Below are 20,186 nucleotides of genomic sequence, written 5' to 3'. Positions count from 1 at the left end.
CGGAATCTAACAGGGAGACTTAATTTCATACCCGAACTATGGTCAGCAGCCGCGAGGCCCGCAAGGATATTGTTTGCTGCGGCCCGTGCGATCGGGGCGGTCCGCAGGCCGGAGCCGGCTTCTCAGCGTCATGTTTTCGCTCGAGCTCCGATGTCCATTAGCGATGCTCCAGCAAGATGCGCGTCACATGCTCCGCGATGGCCAGGCTCGAGGTCAGCCCGGGGCTTTCAATGCCAAACAGATTGACCAGGCCCGTGATGCCATGCGTCCCGGTATCCTGGACGACGAAATCTCTGTTGGCTTTGCGGGGACCGGAAAGCTTTGGCCTGATACCGCTATAGGCCGGCTGCAGGCTGCCGTCGGCCAGTTCCGGCCAGTATTTGCGGATTTCAGCATAGAAGCGGGTGCCGCGTGCGGGGTCGACGCGGTAGTCGAGCGCATCGGTCCATTCGACGTCAGGCCCAAAGCGCGCCGTGCCGGCAAGGTCGAGCGTCAGATGGACGCCGAGCCCGCCGGGCTCCGGCACGGGATAGATGAGGTGCGAAAAGGGCGCTCGCTTCGCCACTGAAAAATAGTTGCCTTTGGCGTAGCAAAGGCCGGGCAGGAACCGGCGATCGAATCCTGTGATCGAGCCGGCAAGCGCGACAGCACCGAGGCCCGCCGCGTTCACGAGCCGCGATATGGCGATCTCGAAATCTTCGCCGCTCCCCGTGCTGGTCGTCTGGAGCACGATGCGGTCGGCTTCGATCCGGCCCGACACGATGCGGGTGTTGAGCGACAGCATCGCACCGCTTCCCTCGGCATCGCCGAGCAGGGCGAGCATCAGCGCGTGGCTGTCGATGATGCCGGTGGAGGGCGAAAGCAGCGCAGCCGTGCAATGCAGCGCTGGCTCAAGCGCGTGAGCCTCGGCGGCGGAGAGGAAACGCAAGTCACCGACGCCGCACGCCGCGGCATTGGCTCGAATGTTGGCAAGCACCGGCTCCTGCGCATCATCGGTCGCGACGATCAGCTTGCCGCAGCGCCGGTGCGGGATCGAGCGCTCGGCGCAGTAGCGATAGAGCATCTCGCGTCCGGCCACGCAGAGCCGCGCCTTGAGCGAGCCCTGCGGATAATAGATGCCGGCATGGATGACTTCCGAATTGCGCGAGCTCGTCTCGGTGCCGATGGCATCCGCCGCTTCGAGGATCAGCGTGTCGAAACCTTGCGCGGCAAGGCCGCGCGCGATCGCGAGGCCCACCACGCCGGCACCGGCAATCACGCAGTCAACCCGTTCCATGCCCAGTCCATTCGGTTGCGCGAGCGGCGCCTCACAGCCCTTTCTCAAGGATCATCTGGCTGTTGTCCATTGCTGTAGGGCAATCATGTGCCCGCCGCGGCTTGCGAGACCGACCATGCGCCAGGTTCCCATGGCGCTATCGATCCTGACAGGGCGGCTCTTGCGGCTTGAACGTGCGATGATGCATCACAGCTCAGACACGAGGGCAAATTTCGGACTTCTCGACCAGCGAGATGGTCCTACACTCGCAGACAGGAGCCATCATGGACGCCAGACCGAATTCCCCTGAAGCCCGCGATATCCGCTACCACATGCACGCCTACACCAATGCCCGCAAGCATCAGGAAACGGGACCGCTGGTCATCGAAAAGGGCGACGGCATCTATGTCGAGGACATTGCCGGGAACCGCTATATCGAGGCGATGGCCGGCCTGTGGAGCGTTGCCGTCGGCTTCTCGGAAAAGCGACTGGTCGAGGCGGCCACGCGGCAGATGTCGAAGCTGCCCTTCTATCACGATTTCGGCTCGAAGGCGCATTCGCCGTTGATCGACCTCGCCGAGAAGCTGGTGCAGATGGCGCCGGTGCCGATGAGCAAGGCCTATTTCACCAATTCGGGCTCGGAGGCCAACGACACGGCGATCAAGATGATCTGGTATCGGTCGAACGCGCTCGGCCGGCCGGCGCGCAAGAAGATCATCAGCCGCAAGCGTGGCTATCATGGCGTCACCATCGCGTCCGCAAGCCTGACCGGGCTGCCGAACAATCATCTGTCCTTCGACCTGCCGATCGCCAATATCCTGCACACCTCGACGCCGCACCACTGGCGCGATGCCGAGCCAGGGGAAAGCGAGGAGCAGTTTTCCAGCCGTCTGGCCGACGACCTGGAAAAACTGATCCTCGCAGAGGGGCCGGAAACCATCGCCGCCTTTATCGGCGAGCCGATCATGGGCGCCGGCGGCGTCGTCGTTCCGCCCGCCGGCTATTGGGAAAAAATCCAGGCGGTGCTGTCGAAATACGACATTCTTTTAGTGGCCGACGAGGTCATCTGCGGCTTCGGCCGCACCGGCGAGATGTTCGGTTCGCAGACCTTCGGCATCAAGCCCGACATCATGGTGTTGTCCAAGCAGATCTCGTCGTCCTACCTGCCGATCTCGGCGCTGCTGATCAACGACAAGGTTTTCGAACCGATCGCCGACGAGAGCGATCGCATCGGCACCTTCGGCCACGGCTTCACCGGCGGCGGTCATCCCGTCGCCGCGGCCGTCGCGCTGGAAAACCTCAAGCTGATCGAGGAGCGCGACCTTGTCGGCAATGCGCGCAGGGTCGGCGCGCATTTGCAGGCCAGGCTGCGCAAGCTCGGTTCCCATCCACTGGTGGGCGAGGTGCGTGGCGTCGGCCTGATCGCCGCCGTCGAGCTGGTCGCCGACAAGGCGAGCAAGGCGCCATGGGGCAAGCCTGCGGCTCTCGGTGCGCTGGTCAATGGGTTCATGCAGCACAACGGCGTGATCTCGCGCAACATGGGCGATGCGATCGCTTTCTGTCCGCCGCTGATCATTACCGAGACTCAGGTCGACGCTTTGGTCGACGCGTTCGAACGGTCGCTCGAGGCCGCGCTGCCGCAGGTCCGGCCACAGGGCTGAACCATCGATCACTATGGGAGCGCCGTGTCGGCTGGGTCAGGTCGGCATTTCCGAACTGACCTGCTTGCGAGGCATGGTTATTCGGGCTTGTCGTCCGGATGACCGAGTTCGCAGAACCAGCCGCCGAGATATTTCACCGACGGCCTCTTTGGGTCGGGAACGGGAGTCTTCGCCTCGACGGCGGCGCGGAACGGTTCGGCGCTGTCCTGCGGGATGAATCCGAGATGATCGGCGCCGCTGTTGTCGACCATCTTCAGCTTGTTGTTGGATAGGCCGAACGAGATGGTGTGGCCGACGCGCGGCGCCGTCAGCGATGCCTCGACCAGGCGCACGCAGTCGGCGAAGGAAAGATACGACCACAGCATGCGCCGGTCTGCCGGCTCGGGGAAAGACGAGAAGATGCGCAGGCACACCGTCTCGATGCCGAACTTGTCCCAGTAGAGCCGGCTGAGGCTTTCGACGAAATTTTTCGACACGCCATAAAGACTGTCCGGGCGCACCGGCGCGTCGACGCCGATGTGCGCCTCGATCTCGTGGTAGCCGATGGCATGTACCGAGGAGGCGTAGACGACGCGCTTCACGCCGTGTTTCCGCGCGCCTTCATAGATGTGGTAGGAGCCGCGAATGCTGGAATCGAGGATGGTCTGCCACTCGCATTCGAGCGGCGCGCCGCCGAAATGCACGATCGCATCGCAGTCCTTGGTGGCCGCGATGGTCGCCTCCATGTCGGCAAGATCGAAGACGGCTTCTTCTTCATGAGGCGCAAGATCGCTGAACGGCCCGCGGCCCGCCAGGCGGATCTTGCTTGCCAGCGGCACCAGTCCCTTGCGCAATTGCGAGCCGAGCCGGCCAGCGGCACCGGTGATCAATATACGTTCGTAGTGCGGCATCGTTTACTCCACTTGCGCGACGGCGGCATTGATCCGCGAAATCGCCTCGGCCAGCACCCCTTCGCCGGTCGCCGTCGAGATGCGGAAATAGGGTGACAGTCCATAGGCGACACCCGGCACCGACGCCACGCGTCCTTCGTTGAGAAGATAGTTGGCCACGGCCGCGTCATTCTCCAGGACTAGGCCCTTGGGCGTCTTGCGGCCGATCAGGCTGGCGCAGCCGATATAGGCGTAGAAGGCGCCTTCCGGCGGCGACAACGTCAGTCCGTTTATCTTCTTGATGCCGTCCACTACCAGGTTGCGGCGCGCCTCGAAGGCCTGCCGGAAGCGCGCGACTTCATCCTGCGGACCGTTGAGGGCGGCGACGGTCGCGGCTTGTGCGATCGAGCACACCGAGGTGCAGGACTGGCTCTGGATCGTCGACATCGCCTTGATGAGTGGCGCGGGGCCGGCTGCGTAGCCGACGCGCCAGCCGGTCATCGCATAGGACTTCGAGACGCCGTTGACGATCAGGGTGCGGTCCTTGAGCTCGGGGCAGGCCTTGCCGAAGGAGACGAATTCGCGTCCGTCGAAGAGAATGTGCTCGTAGATCTCGTCGGAAAGGACCAGCACCTGCGGGTGTTTTGCCAGCACCGCGCCCAGCGCCTTGAGATCGGACGCGGAATAGACCGCACCGGACGGGTTGCCGGGCATGTTGAGGAAAAGCCACTTTGTCCTTGACGTGATTGCCTTTTCCAGCAGCGCCGGCGTCAGCCGGAAGCCTGTGGTCTCCGGGCATTCGACGACGACGGGCGTGCCGCCGAGCAGCTTCACCATTTCCGGATAGGAGACGAAATAGGGCGCCGGCAGGATCGCCTCGTCGCCTGGCTCCAGCGTCGCCATCAGCGCGTTGAAGATGATCTGCTTGGCGCCGTTGGCGACCACGATGTCGTCGGCCGTGTAGTCCAGGCTGTTCTCGCGGCGGAATTTGCCGGCGACGGCTTCGCGCACTTCGATGGTGCCCGCGGCGGCGGTGTAGAGCGTCTGTCCGGCCTTGGCGGCAAAATGCGCGGCATCGATGATGTGAAGCGGGGTCGGGAAATCGGGTTCGCCCAACCCGAGGTCGATCACGTCCACACCCTTGGCGCGCAGCGCCTTGGCGGCCTGCGAAGCCGCCATGGAAGCCGAAGGCTTCACCGCCGAGAGGCGCGAGGCAACGTAACTCATTGGTCGTTCTCCGAGATGTAACCCTTGGATCGGTCGTTGGCCCGCGCGGCGGCGCTGCGCTTGGCCGGATCGCCATAGCCGCCGCCGCCCGGCAGTTCGAGGATCAGCCGCCGCCCGGCGGGCACGTGCTGCCAGCCCTTGGGGCGCATCTTTGTGCCGTCGTCGAGCTTGACCACGCCGGCGACGCCGGGCTCGCCGCCATTGCGTCCGCGCGGGGGATGGTTCACGCGGTCGAACATGGCGGAGAAGTCGAACTCGTGGCCGTCGGTCGCGGCGATCTCGATGATCTGACCCAGGCCGCCGCGGAACTCGCCGTCGCCGCCGGAATTCGGCCGCAGCTCCTTGCGCCAGATCACGATCGGACCGGTATGCTCCGTCGCCTCGATCGGCATCGTATGGACACCGGACGGGAAGGCCGTCGCCGACAAGCCGTCGAGCTCAGGCCGCGCGCCCATGCCGCCGGAGTTGAACATCAGCACTTCGGCGCGGCGGCCGGACGGGCCGGCGACGGGCCGCGCCGAAATGTGGATGTTCCACAGCGCGCCGGCGCCTTCGGCGAGGATCTTTCCGGGCAACGCCTTGGAGAACGCGCCAAGTACCAGATCGGGCACCATGTGGCCGAAGATGTGCCTCAACGCCACCGGGGCCGGCCGCACGGCATTCAGGATGTTGACCGGCGACGACACGGTGAAGAAGGCGAGCGAGGCGGCATTGTTCGGGATGTCGGGCGCCACCATGCATTTCAGCGCATAGCAGGCATAGGCCTTGCTGTAGATGATCGGGCAGTTGATGCCCCAGCGGCTCATCGGGTCGGTGCCGGTGAAGTCGACCTCGACATGGTCCTCGCGGACCGACACCGTGGCCGCGAGTTTGACCGGCTCGTCGTAGCCGTCGGTCACCAACTCGTTCGACCAGCTTCCCTTGGGCAGCGCCTCGATGCGTTCCAGCATGGCGTCGCGGGTGCGCGAGAAGATGAAATCGCCTAACCCATCCAGCGAGGTCAGGCCGATCTCCTTCATCATGTCGACGAGGCGCCGGTGCCCGACCTCGTTGCAGGCAGCGAGCGAATAGAAATCGCCGACCACCTGGTTGGGCTCGCGGACATTGGCGCGGAGGATCCTGACCAGATCGAGATTGACCTTGCCCTTTTCCGCGAACTTCATGATCGGGATCTGGATGCCTTCCTCGTAGACCGACTTCCCGTCGGCGCCGAAGCCGCGCCCGCCGACATCGACGACATGCGCCGTGCAGGCAAAGAAGGCGACGAGCTCGCCGTTGAAGAAGGACGGGGACACCATGGTGATGTCGTGCAGGTGCCCGGTGCCCTGCCAAGGATCGTTGGTGACGTAGGTGTCGCCCTCGAACATCTGGTCGCGCGGGATTTCGTGCATGAAATGCAGCACCGCCTCGGCCATGGTGTTGACGTGGCCCGGTGTGCCGGTGACTGCCTGCGCAAGCATCTGGCCGCGCGGGTCGAACACGCCAGCCGACAGGTCGCCGGATTCGCGCACCGAAGTCGAGAAGGCGGTGCGCAGGAGGGTGAGCGCCTGCTCCTCGACGACCGAGATCAACCGGTTCCACATGACCTGCATGCGGATTTCGCCAATATCGCTCATGCCTGGCTGCCTTTGCGGATCAGGAGGATAGCGCCGTCGCTCTGGATGACGGCGTCGAAGCTGGTGGTGACGACGGTGGAAGTTTCGCGCTCGACGATGACCGCGGGGCCCGCGATCCGATCGCCGGGGCGGAGCGTGTCGCGCTCGACGATGCCGTAGCTGCGCGGCGCGCCGCTGACCGGATCGAACACCTCGCGGGTCGTTTTGAGTTCGCTCGTCTTCTTGCCAGTTGTGAGCTCGTGCCTGGCGACGGCGGGACGGACATCCGTCGCCTTGACCGACCAGGTGACGATCTCGATTTCCAGTCCGTCGAGCCCCTCGATGGCGCGGCCGAAGAAGCGCTGGTAATTCTCCTCGAACAACGCCTTGAGTTCTGAAACGGCATCGTCGCCGAACGGCTCGTCTGCCACCGGCACGGGGATTTCCCAGCCCTGGCCGGCATAGCGCATGAAGGCGGTGATTTCGCAGACGATCCTGCCGCTGGCGCCGCCGCGCACAAAACCCTCGGCGGAGGCCTTGAGATCGGCGAGCAGGGCATTCACTTCGGCAGGCTGGAACCGCGACAGGCGCGTCAGCTTCGAGGCCAGCGCCTCGTAGCCGAACGGCGCCTTGAGGAAGCCGATCGCCGAGCCGACGCCGGCGCCGCGCGGAACGATGCACTGGTCGATGCCGAGCTTTTCGCACAGTCTCGCCGCGTGAAGCGGGGCGGCGCCGCCGAAGGCAATCATCAGATTGTCGGATATGTTCTTGCCGTTCTCGACCGCATGGACGCGGGCGGCATTGGCCATGTTCTCGTCCACTACCTCGCAGATGCCGAAGGCCGTCGACATGGCATCGAGCGACAGCCGCTCGCCGACATCGCGCAGAATCACCTGCTCGGACGCAGTGCTGTCCAGCTTGATCGCTCCGCCGGCGAAATTGTCGGGGTCGAGCTTGCCGAGCACGAGATCGGCATCCGTGATCGCCGGACGCTTGCCGCCGCGCCCGTAGCAGGCCGGCCCCGGCTCCGAGCCGGCACTCTCCGGCCCGGTCTGGATACGGCCCATGGCGTCGACCCAGGCGATGGAACCGCCGCCGGCGCCGATCTCGATCATCTCGATAACCGGGATGGAGATCGGCATGCCCGAGCCCTTCGAGAAGCGGTAGGTGCGCGCCACTTCGAAGGTTCTCGCCGTGCGCGGCGCATAGTCCTCGATCAGGCAGATTTTGGCGGTGGTTCCGCCCATGTCGTAGGAGACGACCTTCTCAAGACCAAAGCGCCTGGCGATGTCTGCGGCGAAGATCGCGCCGCCCGCCGGGCCGGATTCGACCAGCCGGACCGGAAATTCCGAAGCGGTCTCCACCGAGATCAGGCCGCCGCCGGAATGGATCATGAAGACGGGGCAATCGGCGCCCATGTCCTTCAGGCGCGTCTGCAGGCGGGCGAGATAGTCGGCCATCTGCGACCGCACATAGGCGTTGGCGCAGACCGTGTTGAAGCGTTCGAACTCGCGCATCTGCGGCGAGACTTCGGCGCTGATCGAGATCGGGATGCCGAGTTTTCTGGCAAGGATCTCGCGCGCCCGGCGCTCGTGGTCGGGGTTGGCATAGGCATGGATGAAGCCGATCGCCACCGAGCCGAAACCGCCCGCCGCGATGCGGTCGGCGATCTCTTCCAGAGCGGCTTCGTCGAGCGGCTGCAGCTCCTGGCCTTCCGCGCCGATGCGGCCCTTGACGGTGAAGCGATCCTCGCGCGGGATCAGCGGCGTCGGCAGTTGCAGGTTCAGATCATACTGCTCGAAGCGGTTTTCCGTTCGCATCTCGATCACGTCGCGGAACCCTTCCGTCGTGACCAGCGCGGTCTTCGCGCCACGGCGCTCAATCAGCGCGTTGGTGGCGAGTGTCGTGCCGTGGATGATGATGCCGATCTCGGACGGAGAAATTCCGGCGTCGCGAATGACGATGGCGATGCCGTCGAGGATCGCCTGCTCGGGAGCCGCATAGTTGGTCAGCACCTTGGTCGAAAACATCGTCCCTCGGACATCAAGGGCGATGTCGGTGAAGGTGCCGCCGATGTCCGCGCCGAGACGGATGTCGTCAGTTCTGGAGGTCATGACTTGGCCTTCTGGGAAGCGAGCGCGGCGTCGCGCATCTGAGAGAGGGTCTGCCGGGGCGTTATCGCTTCGGGCGAGATGGCGATGTCGAGGACGGCGCCGGTCGTCGAGCTAAGCGCCCGCTCGAACGCCGCCGCGAAATCCCCCGTGGATTCGACCCGCTCGGCGTGAAAGCCATAGGCCTTCGCCAGCGCCACGAAGTCGGGATTCTCGAGCGAGGTTCCGGAGACGCGAGCCGGATAGTTGCGCTCCTGATGGGCACGGATGGTGCCGTATATGCCATTGTTGACGATCAGCACGATCGGCTGCGCGCCGGCCTGCATGGCGGTTCCGAGTTCCTGGCAGTTCATCTGGAAGTCGCCGTCACCGGCAAAGCAGACCACGGTGCGTTGCGGGTATGCGACCTTGGCCGCGATCGCGGCCGGCAGGCCATAGCCCATGGCGCCGGATTGCGGCGCAAGCAGGCGCGCTTGCGGTCCAAACTTGAAGAACTTGTTCGGCCACACGGTGAAATTGCCGGCGCCGTTGGTGAGGATGACGTCGGGCGGCAGCGTCTCGCGCAGCCAGGTGCTGACCGCGACCATGTCGACCGGGCCGGGCTGCACGGGCGCAGCGAACGTGCCTTCATAGGCCTTGCGTGCCGTCGTGCGCCAGTCGGCCCAAGAACCCTTGATCGGGGTGAGCGCCTTGGCGAAGGCGTTCGGACCGGAATGGATACCGATCGTGGGCACATAGATCTTGCCGATCTCGCGATCGGAGCCGTGCACGTGGATCAGCTTCTGGCGCGGTACGGGAACTTCGAGCAGGGTGTAGCCGTCGGTCGTCATCTCGCCGAAGCGGACATTGACGGCGAGGATCACGTCCGCGTCGCGGATCAAGTTTTTCACATGCGGCACCATCCCGACGCCGGCCTCGCCGACGAACACCGGCGAATGGTTGTCGAACTGGTCCTGATACCGGAAGGCTGTCACGACCGGGATATCGGAGGCTTCGGCGAAAGCCTGAAGCGCCGCGCGTCCGTCAGCCGTCCAGTTGGCGCCGCCCATCAGCAGCACCGGATTTTCGGCGGCGGCAAGCATCTTCAATACCGACGCAATTGCCTCCTGCGCCGGCGCCGCTTCGAAGATAGGCGCCGGCCCGCCGAGCGGCGCGGCTTCGGTCATGGCCGTCAGCATGTCTTCCGGCAGCGCGACCACCACGGGGCCGGGGCGTCCGGTCAAAGCGGTGGTCCAGGCCCGCGCCACGATTTCGGGAAGGCGATCGACGTCATCGATCTCGACCGCCCATTTTGCGACGGTTCCATACACCGCCCGGTAGTCTATTTCCTGGAAGGCTTCGCGGCCTTTGATGTCGGTGCCGACCTGGCCGACGAAGAGGATCATCGGCGAACTGTCCTGCATGGCGGTGTGCACGCCGATGCTGGCATTGGTCACGCCCGGGCCGCGCGTCACAAAGCAGATGCCCGGCGTGCCCGTCAGCTTGCCGTAGGCGGAAGCCATGAAAGCCGCACCGCCCTCATTGCGGCAGAGCACGTAGTCCAGCTTTCCACGCGTGTCGTGCAGCGCGTCGAGAACGGCGAGATAGCTTTCGCCGGGAACGCCGAAGCTCTTGGTCGCGCCAAGCGAGATCAGGCACTCGACAAGAAGGCGACCGCCATTGCGGACCATGCTTCGGCATCCTCTTACGCTGGTGGCAAGCAGACGGAGCCTGCCTTTCGAACTTATACCTGCACTCTGGCGGGCCGACGCGAAATCAAGAAATGCGATCCATTCGAAAGTTTTTCTTTATTCTGCAATTCGAACCAGGACGCCGGGATTCATCGTGCCCTGCGGGTCGAACGCGCCCTTCAGCCGCGCCATGAGTTCCCGCTCCACAGAACTGCGATTCCGCTCGGCCATGGCGATCTTGGCGCGCCCAAGCCCATGTTCCGCCGCGAAGCTGCCCCCCATCTCGGTAGCGAGCGCAGCCAGCGCCTCGGCAAATTGTCCCGCCTTGCCGTCGAAATCGGCGCGGCCTTCCGGCGGCGACAGATTGTAGTGGATGTTGCCGTCGCCGAGATGCCCGAATGGGTTGATCCGCACGCCGGGCAGGATGTCGTCGCAAATCCCGGCGCCGGTCTCGATGAAGCGGGCGATGGCGCCCGGCGGCACCGAGATGTCGTGCTTCAACTGTTCGCCTTCCAGCCGCTGCCCCTCGGGTTGTTCCTCGCGCAGCCGCCAGAATTGCGCCCGCTGCGCGCCCGAATTGGCCAGCGCGCCATCCACGACCAGACCTTCCTCCATACCCCATTCCAGTGCCGAAGCGAGGATCTCCTCCAGCGGAACGCGCGCCGAACCTGACGCCAGTTCGACGAGCAGGTAGACGTCGCCTCGTGTTTCCAGCTGGTAGGCGAGATCAGGCAGATGCTTGAGCGCCAGCGTCAGGCCGACATCGGAGAAGAATTCGAGCCCGGCAAGGAACTCGCCGGCCTCGCCGCGCAGATAGGTGCCGAAGGAAACGGCCGCGGCGAAGTCGGACATCACCAGAAGCGCGCTCGCCTGTTGTTTTGGGGTGGGATAGAGCCTGAGGACAGCGCGCGTGACGATGCCGAGCGTGCCTTCGGCACCGCAGAACAGCTTGCGCAGCTGATAGCCGGCATTGTCCTTCTGCACCGCGCGAAGGCCGTCCCATACCGCGCCGTCCGGGGTCACGACTTCGAGGCCGAGCACAAGGTCCTGCATCATGCCATAGCGAAACGCCTGGCTGCCGCCGGCATTGGTGCCGATCAGGCCGCCGATCCTGGCGCTGCCTTCGGCGCCGAGATGCATCGGGAACATCAGGCCATGCGGCTCCAGCGCGTCGTGCAACGCGGCGAGCACAACGCCCGCGTCAACCGCAATCGACCCGCTCTCCGGATCCGGTTCGCCTATTGCCGTCATGCGCGAAAGCGAGACGATCACCGCGTTCGCCCGATCGGCGACGGCGCCGCCGCACAGGCCGGTGTTTCCGCCTTGCGGAATCACGGCCACGCCGCCCACCCGGCATGCCTTGACGACTGCCGCAACTTCGGCCGTGTTCGCGGGTCTGGCAACGCCCAAAGGCGCGACGCCATAGCGGTTCAGCCAGTCGCGCTGATAAGGCTCGGCGTCGGTGCCCGAAAGCCAGCCTTTCGGTCCGAGAATCTCGCGCAAAGCGGTGACGGGATCGGTCATTGCGATACCTGCGATATGTGGCACGCCGCGTATAGACAGCAGCGGCGCCTGGCTCAATGACCCAGCACCTGCGACAGGAATTGCCGGGTGCGCTCGTTCCGGCAAGAGGTGAAGAACTGCTCCGGCGGCGCCTCCTCGACGATCTCGCCGTGGTCCATGAAAATGACGCGGTCGGCGACGCGGCGCGCGAAGCCCATCTCGTGCGTGACACAGATCATCGTCATGCCTTCCGAAGCAAGGGTCACCATGACGTCCAGCACTTCGGCGATCATTTCCGGGTCGAGCGCCGAGGTCGGCTCGTCGAACAGCATGAGCTGCGGCTGCATGCAAAGGGCGCGCGCAATCGCCACCCGCTGCTGCTGGCCCCCGGAGAGCTGTCCGGGAAACTTCGTCGCCTGCTCGGGAATGCGGACCTTCTCCAGATAGCGCCGGGCGGTCGCCTCGGCCTCGGCGCGCGGTCGCTTGCGCACGATCATCGGTGCGATCATGCAGTTCTCCAGCACGGTCATGTGCGGGAACAGGTTGAAGTGCTGGAACACCATGCCGACTTCGCGCCTGATCCCGTCAATGTTGCCGACATCGTCGTTGAGCTCGGTGCCGAGCACGGTGATGCGCCCGCCATTGTGCTGCTCGAGCCGATTGATGCAGCGGATCATGGTCGACTTGCCGGAGCCCGAGGGGCCGCAGACGACGATCTTTTCTCCGCGCTTCACGGAAAGGTTTATGTTCCGCAGCGCGTGGAAGGAGCCGTAGTATTTGTCCAGGTTCTCGATATGAACCGCGGCGCCGGATGACTGCGTCGAAATCACTTTGCGCGCCTCCCTACCGTTCGCCGACCGACATGCGGCGCTCGAGGTAAGCACCGTAGCGGGACAGGCTGAAGACGAAGACGAAATAGATCAGCGCAATGAAGGCATAGACCTCGACATAGGCGAAGCGCCATTCGCCGGTGCCGTAGGCGGCATTGCCGGAAGCGAGGATCTCGAAGAAACCGACGATAACCACCAGCGAGGTTTCCTTGAACGAGATGACGAACTGGTTGATCGTCGCCGGCAGCGCGTTGCGCATGGCCTGCGGCAGGAGGATGCGGCCGATGCGCTGCCAGTAGCTCATGCCGAGCGCCATGGCGGCTTCTTCCTGGCCCTTCGGAACGCCCTGCATGCCGCCGCGCACGATCTCGGCCTGATAGGCCGAGAAGAACAGGGCCGAGCCGAGAATGACTCTGTACAGCTTGTCGCCTGCCATCCATTGCGGCAGCGCGAAAGGCAGCACGACGGCGAAGGTGAAGAGAATAGAGATCAGCGGCAGCGAGCGCACGCCGTCGATGATCAGGCCCGTGGTCCTGGATATCCAGGGCAGCTCCGAGCGGCGCAAGAGAGCCAGGCAGATCGCCAGCGGGAAGCCGATCAGGCAGGTGGTGACGAAGATGAAAAGGGTGAGCGCCAATCCGCCCCAGGCTTCCTCGCCGACATAGGGAAGGCCGAGCACGCCGCCTTTCATCAGCACATAGTAGAGCGCCGTTCCGGCGCCCCAGACGAGCGCGATGCGGCGGCCGGTCCAAAAGGCCGGAATGCAGCTCAGCACGGTCATGACCACGACGGCCACACAGGCCAAGGCCGAGCGCCATTGCTCCTCGAAGGGATAGAGGCCGAAGAGGATGATGCGCCACCTGGCGGCAATGACCGACCAGCAGGCTCCTGCCGCCGCCTGGCAGGCCTCGGGCCCGCCGCTGGTGGTGAACACCGCTGAGAACACCGCCCAGTTCAACAGCTTCCAGAGAACGAAAGCCATGATCGCCAGCGATATCAGCGACAGCAGCGCCTGCAGCGGCGTGGCGAAGAAACGGCGCCTCAGGTCTTCGAGCTTGCCAGGGGCAGGGGGAGCGACAATTACCATCTCCATCACTCACCCCCTCAACTGATTGCCCTTGAGGGCAATGGTTTTGTTGATGCGGTTGAACGCGGCGGCCAGGCTGAGATTGATCGCCAGGAACCCTGCCATCAGGATACCGATCGCTTCCAGCGTCTGGCCGGAGTGGTTGATGGTCAGCGCCACGATCATGAAGAAGTCGGTGAAGCCCACCGCAATGCCCATGGTCGTCGCCTTCATCAGCCAGACATACTGGTTCGCGAGGATCGGCAGCATGGCACGCAGCGCCAGCGGCAGCCGCACCAGCGTGAACACGCGCCAGGGGCTCAGCCCCAGCGAAAGTGCGGCCTCCATCTGGCCCTTGCCGACTGCCTTGAAGCCGCCGCGCACGATCTCGGCGATGTAGGAGCCGCCATAGATGGCGATGGCGATGGCTAAAGCGGAAAATTCGGGAGGAATGCGCAGGCCGCCCTTGAGGTTGAGGCCTTGCAGGGCAGGGAAGTCGAGCAGCGGCAGGTCCGGCAGGCGGCCCAGCGCAAGGATAATGACTGCGCTGGCCAGTGCCGTCGCGGCCGCGGTCAGTTGAATGCCGAGCCGCTCGCCGGGCGGTTGGCTGAGGCGCGTGGTCCGGCCCAGCCAAACCGGCAGCGCGATCGCCGCGATTACGGCAAGGAAAGCTGCCGCAAACGCGACGCCGCCGACATTGGGGACCGGCACATAGAGGCCGCGGCTGGTCAGCAGAATGCCGAAGGCCTCGTGCGCGGCGCGTGGCGTCGGCAGATGCGTGATGACGGCGTACCAGAAGAAGACCTGGAGGATCAGCGGGATGTTGCGGAAAATGTCGACATAAGTGCGGCCAAGCAGCCGCGCCAGCTCGTTCGAGGAGGTCCGCGCCAGGCCGACGATGGTGCCGACGATCGTCGCCAGGATCAGCCCGGTGCATCCCAGGAATAGCGTGTTGATCACGCCGATGAGGACGAACCACCAGTAGGGGTCGTTGGCGGTGGCGGGCAGCAGCGAGAAGTTGACATCCCAGCCCGTCGACTTGAACAGGAAGTCAAAGCCGGAGGTGATGCCTTGCTGCGCCAGGTTCCGCCGGGCGATCATCACGCAGGCAAGGATCATCGCGGCAAGCGAGCCGACATAAAGAACCTGTAAAAGCGTATTGCGGACCCTCTGATTTCTTAGCAGGCTGACCATCATGGTCTTCCCCGAATTGTCGCCGGCTCCGCCTGGCGGTGCCAGGCGGAGCTCAGAGCGAGCTGCGTTGAGAGGTGGAGTCAGTCGATCACCAGCGGGAACAGGACGCCGCCATTGTTCCAGAGGTTGGTCAGCTCGCGATCCATCTTGTAGGGCGACTCCTTGCCGAGATCGCGATCGAAGATCTCGCCATAATTGCCGACCTTCTTGATCACGTTGTAGGCCCAGTCGTCAGGAAGTCCGAGACCCTTGCCCATGCCTGGCGCGGCACCGAGGAACTTGGCGACTGCCGGCGACGTGGGCTTGGCTTTGATCTCATCGACATTTTTGGACGTGATGCCTTCCTGCTCGGCGAAGAGCAGGGCGGAGAGCGTCCAGTTGGCGACGTCGACCCAGTTGTCGTCGCCTTGCCGCACGATCATGACCTCGGGTTCGACGGCGAGCACGTCGGGCAGGATCACGTGGTCGTCGACCTTGCCCTTGGCGACACGCGCGATTGCGAGAACTGGCCCCCACTGGGCATACATGTCGCAGCGCCCCGAGAAGTATGCTTGCTCGAGCTCTTCCGTCTTTTCGATGACGACAGGCTCCAGCTTTATCCCGACCTTCTGCGCATAGGCCGCGACCTGCTGCTCGATGGTCGTCCCCGCGGGGATGCAGATCGAGCCGCCATCGGCGTCCTTGAGCGACTTCAGATTGAGCTCCTTATGCGCCATCACCTTGGTCGTTCCGAGGTAATAGGACATCGAGAATTGCAGGCCGAGCTCGGTATCTCGGCTGAGCGTGCCGCCCGACGCCTTGATGATGATGTCGACGTCCCCCGACTGCAGCGACGGCCAGCGCTGCGCCCAGCTGATAGGGACGATCTTCAGCTTGGCCGGGTCGCCGAACACGGCGGTCGCCACCGCCTTGCAGAGGTCGATGTCCATGCCCTTCCAGTTGCCCTTGTCGTCTACCTCGGCGAAGCCGAGATAGGAGCCGTCATGGCCCGTGCAGTTGAGCACGCCGCGCGCCTTCACGGTTTCCAGCGTCTTGCCGCCCGCCGCCTCGGCCGGCGCCGCAAAATGAACCAGGCCAAGGGCCATGGCTGCGGCCCCCCATTTCATCATTTTCATGTTTGTTGTCTCCACTGTTGAGGTTCACTTGTTCTTGTTGTTGGAGGCCCGAAACACGCTCGGCCCTCGGTCGCGAAGCCGCTCCTAATCGGAGAGCGGTGTCGGTTTCGGCAGAGAAAGCTTGAGGTCGCTGCCCCAATCCTGCTGGACGAGCCAGCGATGCAGGGCGGCCACCGCCTTCACGCGCAGATGCCCGCGCGGCATGACGAGGTAAAAGCCGGGGACTTCTTCCGGCTTCATGTCGGAGAGGGCGTCACGGCCAAGTGGCGCGACCAGCGCGCCCGACCTGAAGTCCTCCTCGGCATCGATGACGGAAACCAAGCCGACACCGATGCCTTGGAGCGTCGCACGGCGCATGGTGGCGGCGTCATCGAAGCCGATGCTGCGGTCGCCTTCAGCCAGTTCCACTCCGAGGTGCCGCAATATGTCGGGCCACAGCCGCTTCGACTTGACGGTGTCGAGCAGCGTGAACCGCGTCAGGTCCTGCGCCGACTTGATCTTCTCGCCAATCGCCGGGGTGCAGCATATGATCTTCGGGTCCGGCACCAGCAGCGTGGTCTCGTAGTCCGGCCAGTTGCCATAGCCCCACTGCACCGTCATATCGATGTCGTCACGCCCGAAATCGGGCAGGTCGACCATCGTCGTCAGGCGCAGATCAGCGCCCGGCAGGATCTCGCGGAACAATGAAAGCCTGGGCAGCAGATAGTGCGTCGCGAAGTAGGGGCTCGCATTGAGATTGATGCGGTCCCGGTAGTTCGATTTGGTGACGCGGCGAACGCCTTCGGAAAATTCGTCGAAGCCGGCTTTGACATAGTGCGAGAGCAGGATCGCCGACTCAGTCAGCTCGATCGAGCGCCCCTTGCGCTCGAACAGCGTCACCTGCAGCGTGTCTTCCAAAAGCTTGATCTGCTGACCGACGGCTTGCGGCGTCACCAGGAGCTCGTCGGCGGCCTGCCGGAAGCTCTTGTGCTGTGCGACGGCGTGGAAGACGCGAAGCGCATTGAGCGAAGGAAGGCGAAGCTTGCCGGTCATCGTGAGGTCCGCCTCCTTTCGTTCGAGACTCCGTTGATCATGCACTGCTGGATTTCAGACGCCGCCGGCTTATGAAACCGATTCAGGCGTAGATGTAACCGCCTGAGACGATTACGTTTTCACCGGTCATATAGGTGTTCTTCGGGCCGCCGGTCATGAGCACCCACTCGGCGATCTCGGTCGGCTCGGCGCCGCGGCCGAGCGGGCTTGCCTTGGCCAATTCCTCGAGAAAACCGAGCGCCTTGGCCTTCTCGGTGGCCATGCCGGCGGGCGCGACGGAATTCACCAAAATCCCGTCCTTGGCGACGTGATGGGCAAAGGAGCGCGTGAGGCTGACGACGGCGGCCTTGGTCGCCGCATAATGGGCGTTCTGCGGATGCGCCTTGAAGGCGTCGACGGAAGTGAGGTTTACGATCCTTCCGCGCACATGGGCTTTCGGCTCTTGCGACTGCATGTGGCGAACGGCCGCCACCATCATGTGGTACGTGCCCTTGATGTTGATGCCGTTGGAGGCGTCCCACTCGGCGTCGGTGATCTCGAGGAGCGGACGCCGAGGATAGATCGCGGCGCAATTGATCAGCGTGTCGACGCGCCCGAGCTTCGCGACAATGGCGTCGAAGGCGGCGTGACACTGCGGTCCGATCTGGATGTCGCAAGCTGCGGCAGCCGTAGGCAGGCCCTTGGCCTTCGCCGCTTCGAGAGCGCTCTCGGCAGCTTCCTGGTTGATGTCGATGATGCCGATCTTTGCTGCCCCGGCCTCCACAGCCATGCGAGCGAGAAGGGCGCCAAGGCCGGCGCCGCCGCCGACGATCAGAACGGAAAGATCCTTCATTGCAGTTTTCCTTACTTGGTGCCGCTGGGCGAGGTCGGCCAGGTCGGCATAATGTCGAAACGAGTAACGTCGGCCCATGCGGGGAGCGCCAGCACAGCGACGACCATCCTGCCCACGTCGTCCGGCTGCACCACTTTTCCGGCGTACATCGCCGCCCGGGCGTCGGCGTCGAGGATGTCTTTGTAGAGCTGCGTCTCGACCCGACCGGCGACGATCTCGGTGACGCGTATGCCGGACGGCGAGAGGTCGGCGCGCAAGGCAGCGGCAAAGCCGGAGATCGCCGCCTTGGTGGCCGAATAGACGGCGATGTTGGAATAGGCCGCGTGGCCGGCGGTGGAGCCGGTGAACAAGATGTGGCCTGACTGGCGCTCGCGCATCTGCGGCGCGACGAGGCGGGTGAGCAGGATCGCCGCGCTGAGGTTCACCTCTAACGTGGTGTCGATGTCTGCGATCGTCATGTCGGCGAAATTGCCGAGCGGCGGCATGATGCCGGCGTTGTTGATCAGCACATCGATGGTGAGATCGGCCAGGACCGATTCCAAAGCCTCGCGGTCGGTAACGTCAACGGCGATCGGCAGGATGCCAGGACGCTCGGACTGCAGTTCTTTCAGCGCCGCCTGGCTGCGACCGACCGCATAGACGTCGTAACCGGCGTCGCTCAACGCGATGGCGATGGCTCGCCCAATGCCGCTCGTCGCACCTGTGATGAAGGCTGTCGTCACGTGGGCTTCCCCTATTGCCTGATCTTTAGTCTGCGGCCTCGACCGGTGCCGCGAAACCAAGAAAAGCAGCAAAAAGGAAAGATAAACTTTCGAGAGCCTTTCCGGCAGCTCAAACGTTCCACGCTGCCTGCGCGGCCTCCAACGCTGCGAACCAAAGGAAAACAATCCCGTCGGCGCGCGGGGAGAAGGTTCCCGGTCGTCGGTGGAACAAAAACACGGCTTTCGCGACGCGCGCCAATCGCATTCGGCCCACGCGAGGGATCGAACCCGTCCCGGCCTTACCCGGCCGTTGGCGCAGGCCTTTTCATTTCGGTGAAGAGCGAGGCTGCGGCGGCCTTTTGCTCCGCGTCGGTCGCCTCGACTCCGGAAGCCCGCGCCAATGCGCGAACGCGCCCGAGGCTGTTGTGCAGATGCTTGCGCATGGCCTGGCGGGCCTTGCCGCCGTCCTGTCTTTCGATGGCATCGACGATGGCTTTGTGCTCGCTGTGGATGCGAGCGTAATAGCTGTCCTTCAGGGCCGGCTCGACGACATAGCCGAGCTGGAAGCGCGGCACGATCATCGGTCCGAGATAGGCCAGGAAGCCATGGATGAATTCGTTGCGCGCGGCTTTGGCGATCGCGAGGTGGAAATCGTAGTCGTAGTGGATCTGGACGGCTGCCGGGTCCGCCTGCTGCGCGTCGATGTCATCCATCATGGCACGGATGTCGCTCGCCTCCTTGTCGGTGCGGCGTTCGGCGCAGAGCCCGGCGGATTCGACTTCGACGCTCAACCTGAGTTCGAGCAAGGCGATGGTTTCCGGCAAGGTTCTCAGCGCCTCGTCCGGGATCGAGAAATTGCGCGGCACGGGTGTTTCGCTGACGAACATGCCGCGACCCTGCTGCGGCACCACCATGCCCTCGGAGCGCAGCCGCGCCACGGCTTCGCGCACGACGGTGCGGCTGACATCGTATTCGGCGCAAAGCTCCGCCTCGGTCGGCAGTTGCGCGCCGGGCTGCAACTCACCGGAGCGGATTTTTTCGGCCAGGCTCTCCGCCACGACGGTGGAAAGCGGCTTGCGCTTCGTCATTCAGGCCTTCCGTTCAAGTCCAGACTAGGGCCGTTCAAGTTCAGATTCGGGATGATGCCCGAACCGGCGAGACCATTCAAACCGCCGCGGTGACGATCAGTTCGACCAGCATGCCGGGCTTGGCCATCCTCCCCTCGCCGGAAGAGCGTGCCGGCGCATGCTCTTTCGGCATCCGGGCGTCCCAGACCGCATTGACCTCGTCGAAATCCCGCACGTCGTCCAGCCACATCTGGACGTGGAGGATGCGGGTCTTGTCGGTGCCTGCCGTGGCGAGTAGCGCATCGATCTTGGCGAGCACCTCGCGCATCTGGTCGGCCGCCGGTTGGCCCGGCTTGGCAACCTGGCCGGTCAGGTAGAGCGTGCCGTTGTGGATGACGCCATGATGGATGCGGGTGTCGAAGTCGAAGCGTTGGATATCGCCCACTGGATCTTCCTCG

At 64.2% G+C, this 20,186-nt stretch carries 17 protein-coding genes; 1 reads left to right on the top strand and 16 read right to left on the bottom strand.

Annotated features, from left to right (window positions below):
- Positions 1-157: 157 nt before the first annotated feature.
- The gene (locus tag CK224_RS28040) at positions 158-1,276 is read right to left on the bottom strand and encodes an NAD(P)/FAD-dependent oxidoreductase (RefSeq protein WP_095784031.1); all 1,119 of its coding nucleotides are present in this window, start codon (positions 1,274-1,276) and stop codon (positions 158-160) included.
- Positions 1,277-1,539: 263 nt separating this feature from the next.
- Between CK224_RS28040 and CK224_RS28035 the strand changes: the two genes are divergently transcribed.
- A complete protein-coding gene (locus CK224_RS28035) occupies positions 1,540-2,916 on the top strand; it encodes an aspartate aminotransferase family protein (protein ID WP_095784030.1) in 1,377 nt (458 codons plus the stop codon).
- Between the two features lie 77 nt (positions 2,917-2,993).
- Here the strand turns inward: CK224_RS28035 and CK224_RS28030 are convergent, their stop codons facing one another.
- From CK224_RS28030 to CK224_RS27960, 15 genes are all read right to left on the bottom strand, one after another.
- Positions 2,994-3,806, bottom strand: a complete 813-nt coding sequence (locus CK224_RS28030; RefSeq protein WP_095784029.1) for an NAD(P)-dependent oxidoreductase — start codon at positions 3,804-3,806, stop codon at positions 2,994-2,996.
- A gap of 3 nt (positions 3,807-3,809) precedes the next feature.
- Entirely contained in the window at positions 3,810-5,012 is a 1,203-nt protein-coding gene (locus CK224_RS28025; protein WP_095784028.1) for a pyridoxal phosphate-dependent aminotransferase, read from the bottom strand.
- Complete coding sequence (locus tag CK224_RS28020; protein WP_095784027.1) at positions 5,009-6,628, bottom strand: hydantoinase B/oxoprolinase family protein; 1,620 nt, start codon at positions 6,626-6,628, stop codon at positions 5,009-5,011. The genes CK224_RS28025 and CK224_RS28020 overlap by 4 nt, the downstream gene beginning before the upstream one ends.
- Positions 6,625-8,721, bottom strand: coding sequence for a hydantoinase/oxoprolinase family protein (locus CK224_RS28015; RefSeq protein WP_095784026.1), 2,097 nt, complete (start codon positions 8,719-8,721; stop codon positions 6,625-6,627). Before CK224_RS28015 ends, CK224_RS28020 begins: the two co-directional genes overlap by 4 nt.
- A complete protein-coding gene (locus tag CK224_RS28010; protein ID WP_095784025.1) occupies positions 8,718-10,388 on the bottom strand; it encodes a thiamine pyrophosphate-binding protein in 1,671 nt (556 codons plus the stop codon). The genes CK224_RS28015 and CK224_RS28010 overlap by 4 nt, the downstream gene beginning before the upstream one ends.
- Before the next feature lie 117 nt (positions 10,389-10,505).
- Entirely contained in the window at positions 10,506-11,912 is a 1,407-nt protein-coding gene (locus CK224_RS28005; protein ID WP_095784024.1) for an FAD-binding oxidoreductase, read from the bottom strand.
- Positions 11,913-11,965: 53 nt separating this feature from the next.
- Complete coding sequence (locus CK224_RS28000) at positions 11,966-12,721, bottom strand: amino acid ABC transporter ATP-binding protein (RefSeq protein WP_095784023.1); 756 nt, start codon at positions 12,719-12,721, stop codon at positions 11,966-11,968.
- Between the two features lie 13 nt (positions 12,722-12,734).
- Entirely contained in the window at positions 12,735-13,814 is a 1,080-nt protein-coding gene (locus CK224_RS27995) for an amino acid ABC transporter permease (protein WP_095784022.1), read from the bottom strand.
- 3 nt (positions 13,815-13,817) lie between these two features.
- The gene (locus CK224_RS27990) at positions 13,818-14,984 is read right to left on the bottom strand and encodes an ABC transporter permease subunit (protein WP_245426267.1); all 1,167 of its coding nucleotides are present in this window, start codon (positions 14,982-14,984) and stop codon (positions 13,818-13,820) included.
- Positions 14,985-15,061: 77 nt separating this feature from the next.
- Positions 15,062-16,096, bottom strand: a complete 1,035-nt coding sequence (locus CK224_RS27985; RefSeq protein ID WP_095784020.1) for an amino acid ABC transporter substrate-binding protein — start codon at positions 16,094-16,096, stop codon at positions 15,062-15,064.
- Positions 16,097-16,180: 84 nt separating this feature from the next.
- Positions 16,181-17,128 carry a LysR substrate-binding domain-containing protein gene (locus CK224_RS27980; protein WP_066992107.1) on the bottom strand — a complete coding sequence of 316 codons (948 nt, stop codon included), beginning with the start codon at positions 17,126-17,128 and terminating at the stop codon, positions 16,181-16,183.
- A gap of 82 nt (positions 17,129-17,210) precedes the next feature.
- Complete coding sequence (locus tag CK224_RS27975) at positions 17,211-17,960, bottom strand: SDR family oxidoreductase (protein WP_095784019.1); 750 nt, start codon at positions 17,958-17,960, stop codon at positions 17,211-17,213.
- A gap of 11 nt (positions 17,961-17,971) precedes the next feature.
- The gene (locus tag CK224_RS27970; RefSeq protein ID WP_095784018.1) at positions 17,972-18,682 is read right to left on the bottom strand and encodes an SDR family oxidoreductase; all 711 of its coding nucleotides are present in this window, start codon (positions 18,680-18,682) and stop codon (positions 17,972-17,974) included.
- 278 nt (positions 18,683-18,960) lie between these two features.
- Positions 18,961-19,749 (bottom strand): FadR/GntR family transcriptional regulator, encoded by a 789-nt coding sequence (locus CK224_RS27965; protein WP_176478037.1) that lies wholly within the window; start codon positions 19,747-19,749, stop codon positions 18,961-18,963.
- Positions 19,750-19,825: 76 nt separating this feature from the next.
- Entirely contained in the window at positions 19,826-20,173 is a 348-nt protein-coding gene (locus CK224_RS27960; protein ID WP_095784017.1) for a RidA family protein, read from the bottom strand.
- Positions 20,174-20,186 lie beyond the last annotated feature (13 nt).

It is taken from the genome of Mesorhizobium sp. WSM3862 (genome assembly GCF_002294985.1).
Taxonomy (GTDB): Bacteria; Pseudomonadota; Alphaproteobacteria; order Rhizobiales; family Rhizobiaceae; genus Mesorhizobium.
This window is presented reverse-complemented; position numbering and strand designations above follow the sequence as displayed.

Coding starts and splice junctions, on each gene's coding strand:
- CK224_RS28040 (WP_095784031.1), bottom strand. CDS start 1,276: ATGGAACGGGTTGACTGCGTGATTGCCGGTGCCGGCGTGGTGGGCCTC.
- CK224_RS28035 (WP_095784030.1), top strand. CDS start 1,540: ATGGACGCCAGACCGAATTCCCCTGAAGCCCGCGATATCCGCTACCAC.
- CK224_RS28030 (WP_095784029.1), bottom strand. CDS start 3,806: ATGCCGCACTACGAACGTATATTGATCACCGGTGCCGCTGGCCGGCTC.
- CK224_RS28025 (WP_095784028.1), bottom strand. CDS start 5,012: ATGAGTTACGTTGCCTCGCGCCTCTCGGCGGTGAAGCCTTCGGCTTCC.
- CK224_RS28020 (WP_095784027.1), bottom strand. CDS start 6,628: ATGAGCGATATTGGCGAAATCCGCATGCAGGTCATGTGGAACCGGTTG.
- CK224_RS28015 (WP_095784026.1), bottom strand. CDS start 8,721: ATGACCTCCAGAACTGACGACATCCGTCTCGGCGCGGACATCGGCGGC.
- CK224_RS28010 (WP_095784025.1), bottom strand. CDS start 10,388: ATGGTCCGCAATGGCGGTCGCCTTCTTGTCGAGTGCCTGATCTCGCTT.
- CK224_RS28005 (WP_095784024.1), bottom strand. CDS start 11,912: ATGACCGATCCCGTCACCGCTTTGCGCGAGATTCTCGGACCGAAAGGC.
- CK224_RS27995 (WP_095784022.1), bottom strand. CDS start 13,814: ATGGAGATGGTAATTGTCGCTCCCCCTGCCCCTGGCAAGCTCGAAGAC.
- CK224_RS27990 (WP_245426267.1), bottom strand. CDS start 14,984: ATGATGGTCAGCCTGCTAAGAAATCAGAGGGTCCGCAATACGCTTTTA.
- CK224_RS27985 (WP_095784020.1), bottom strand. CDS start 16,096: ATGAAAATGATGAAATGGGGGGCCGCAGCCATGGCCCTTGGCCTGGTT.
- CK224_RS27980 (WP_066992107.1), bottom strand. CDS start 17,128: ATGACCGGCAAGCTTCGCCTTCCTTCGCTCAATGCGCTTCGCGTCTTC.
- CK224_RS27975 (WP_095784019.1), bottom strand. CDS start 17,960: ATGAAGGATCTTTCCGTTCTGATCGTCGGCGGCGGCGCCGGCCTTGGC.
- CK224_RS27965 (WP_176478037.1), bottom strand. CDS start 19,749: ATGACGAAGCGCAAGCCGCTTTCCACCGTCGTGGCGGAGAGCCTGGCC.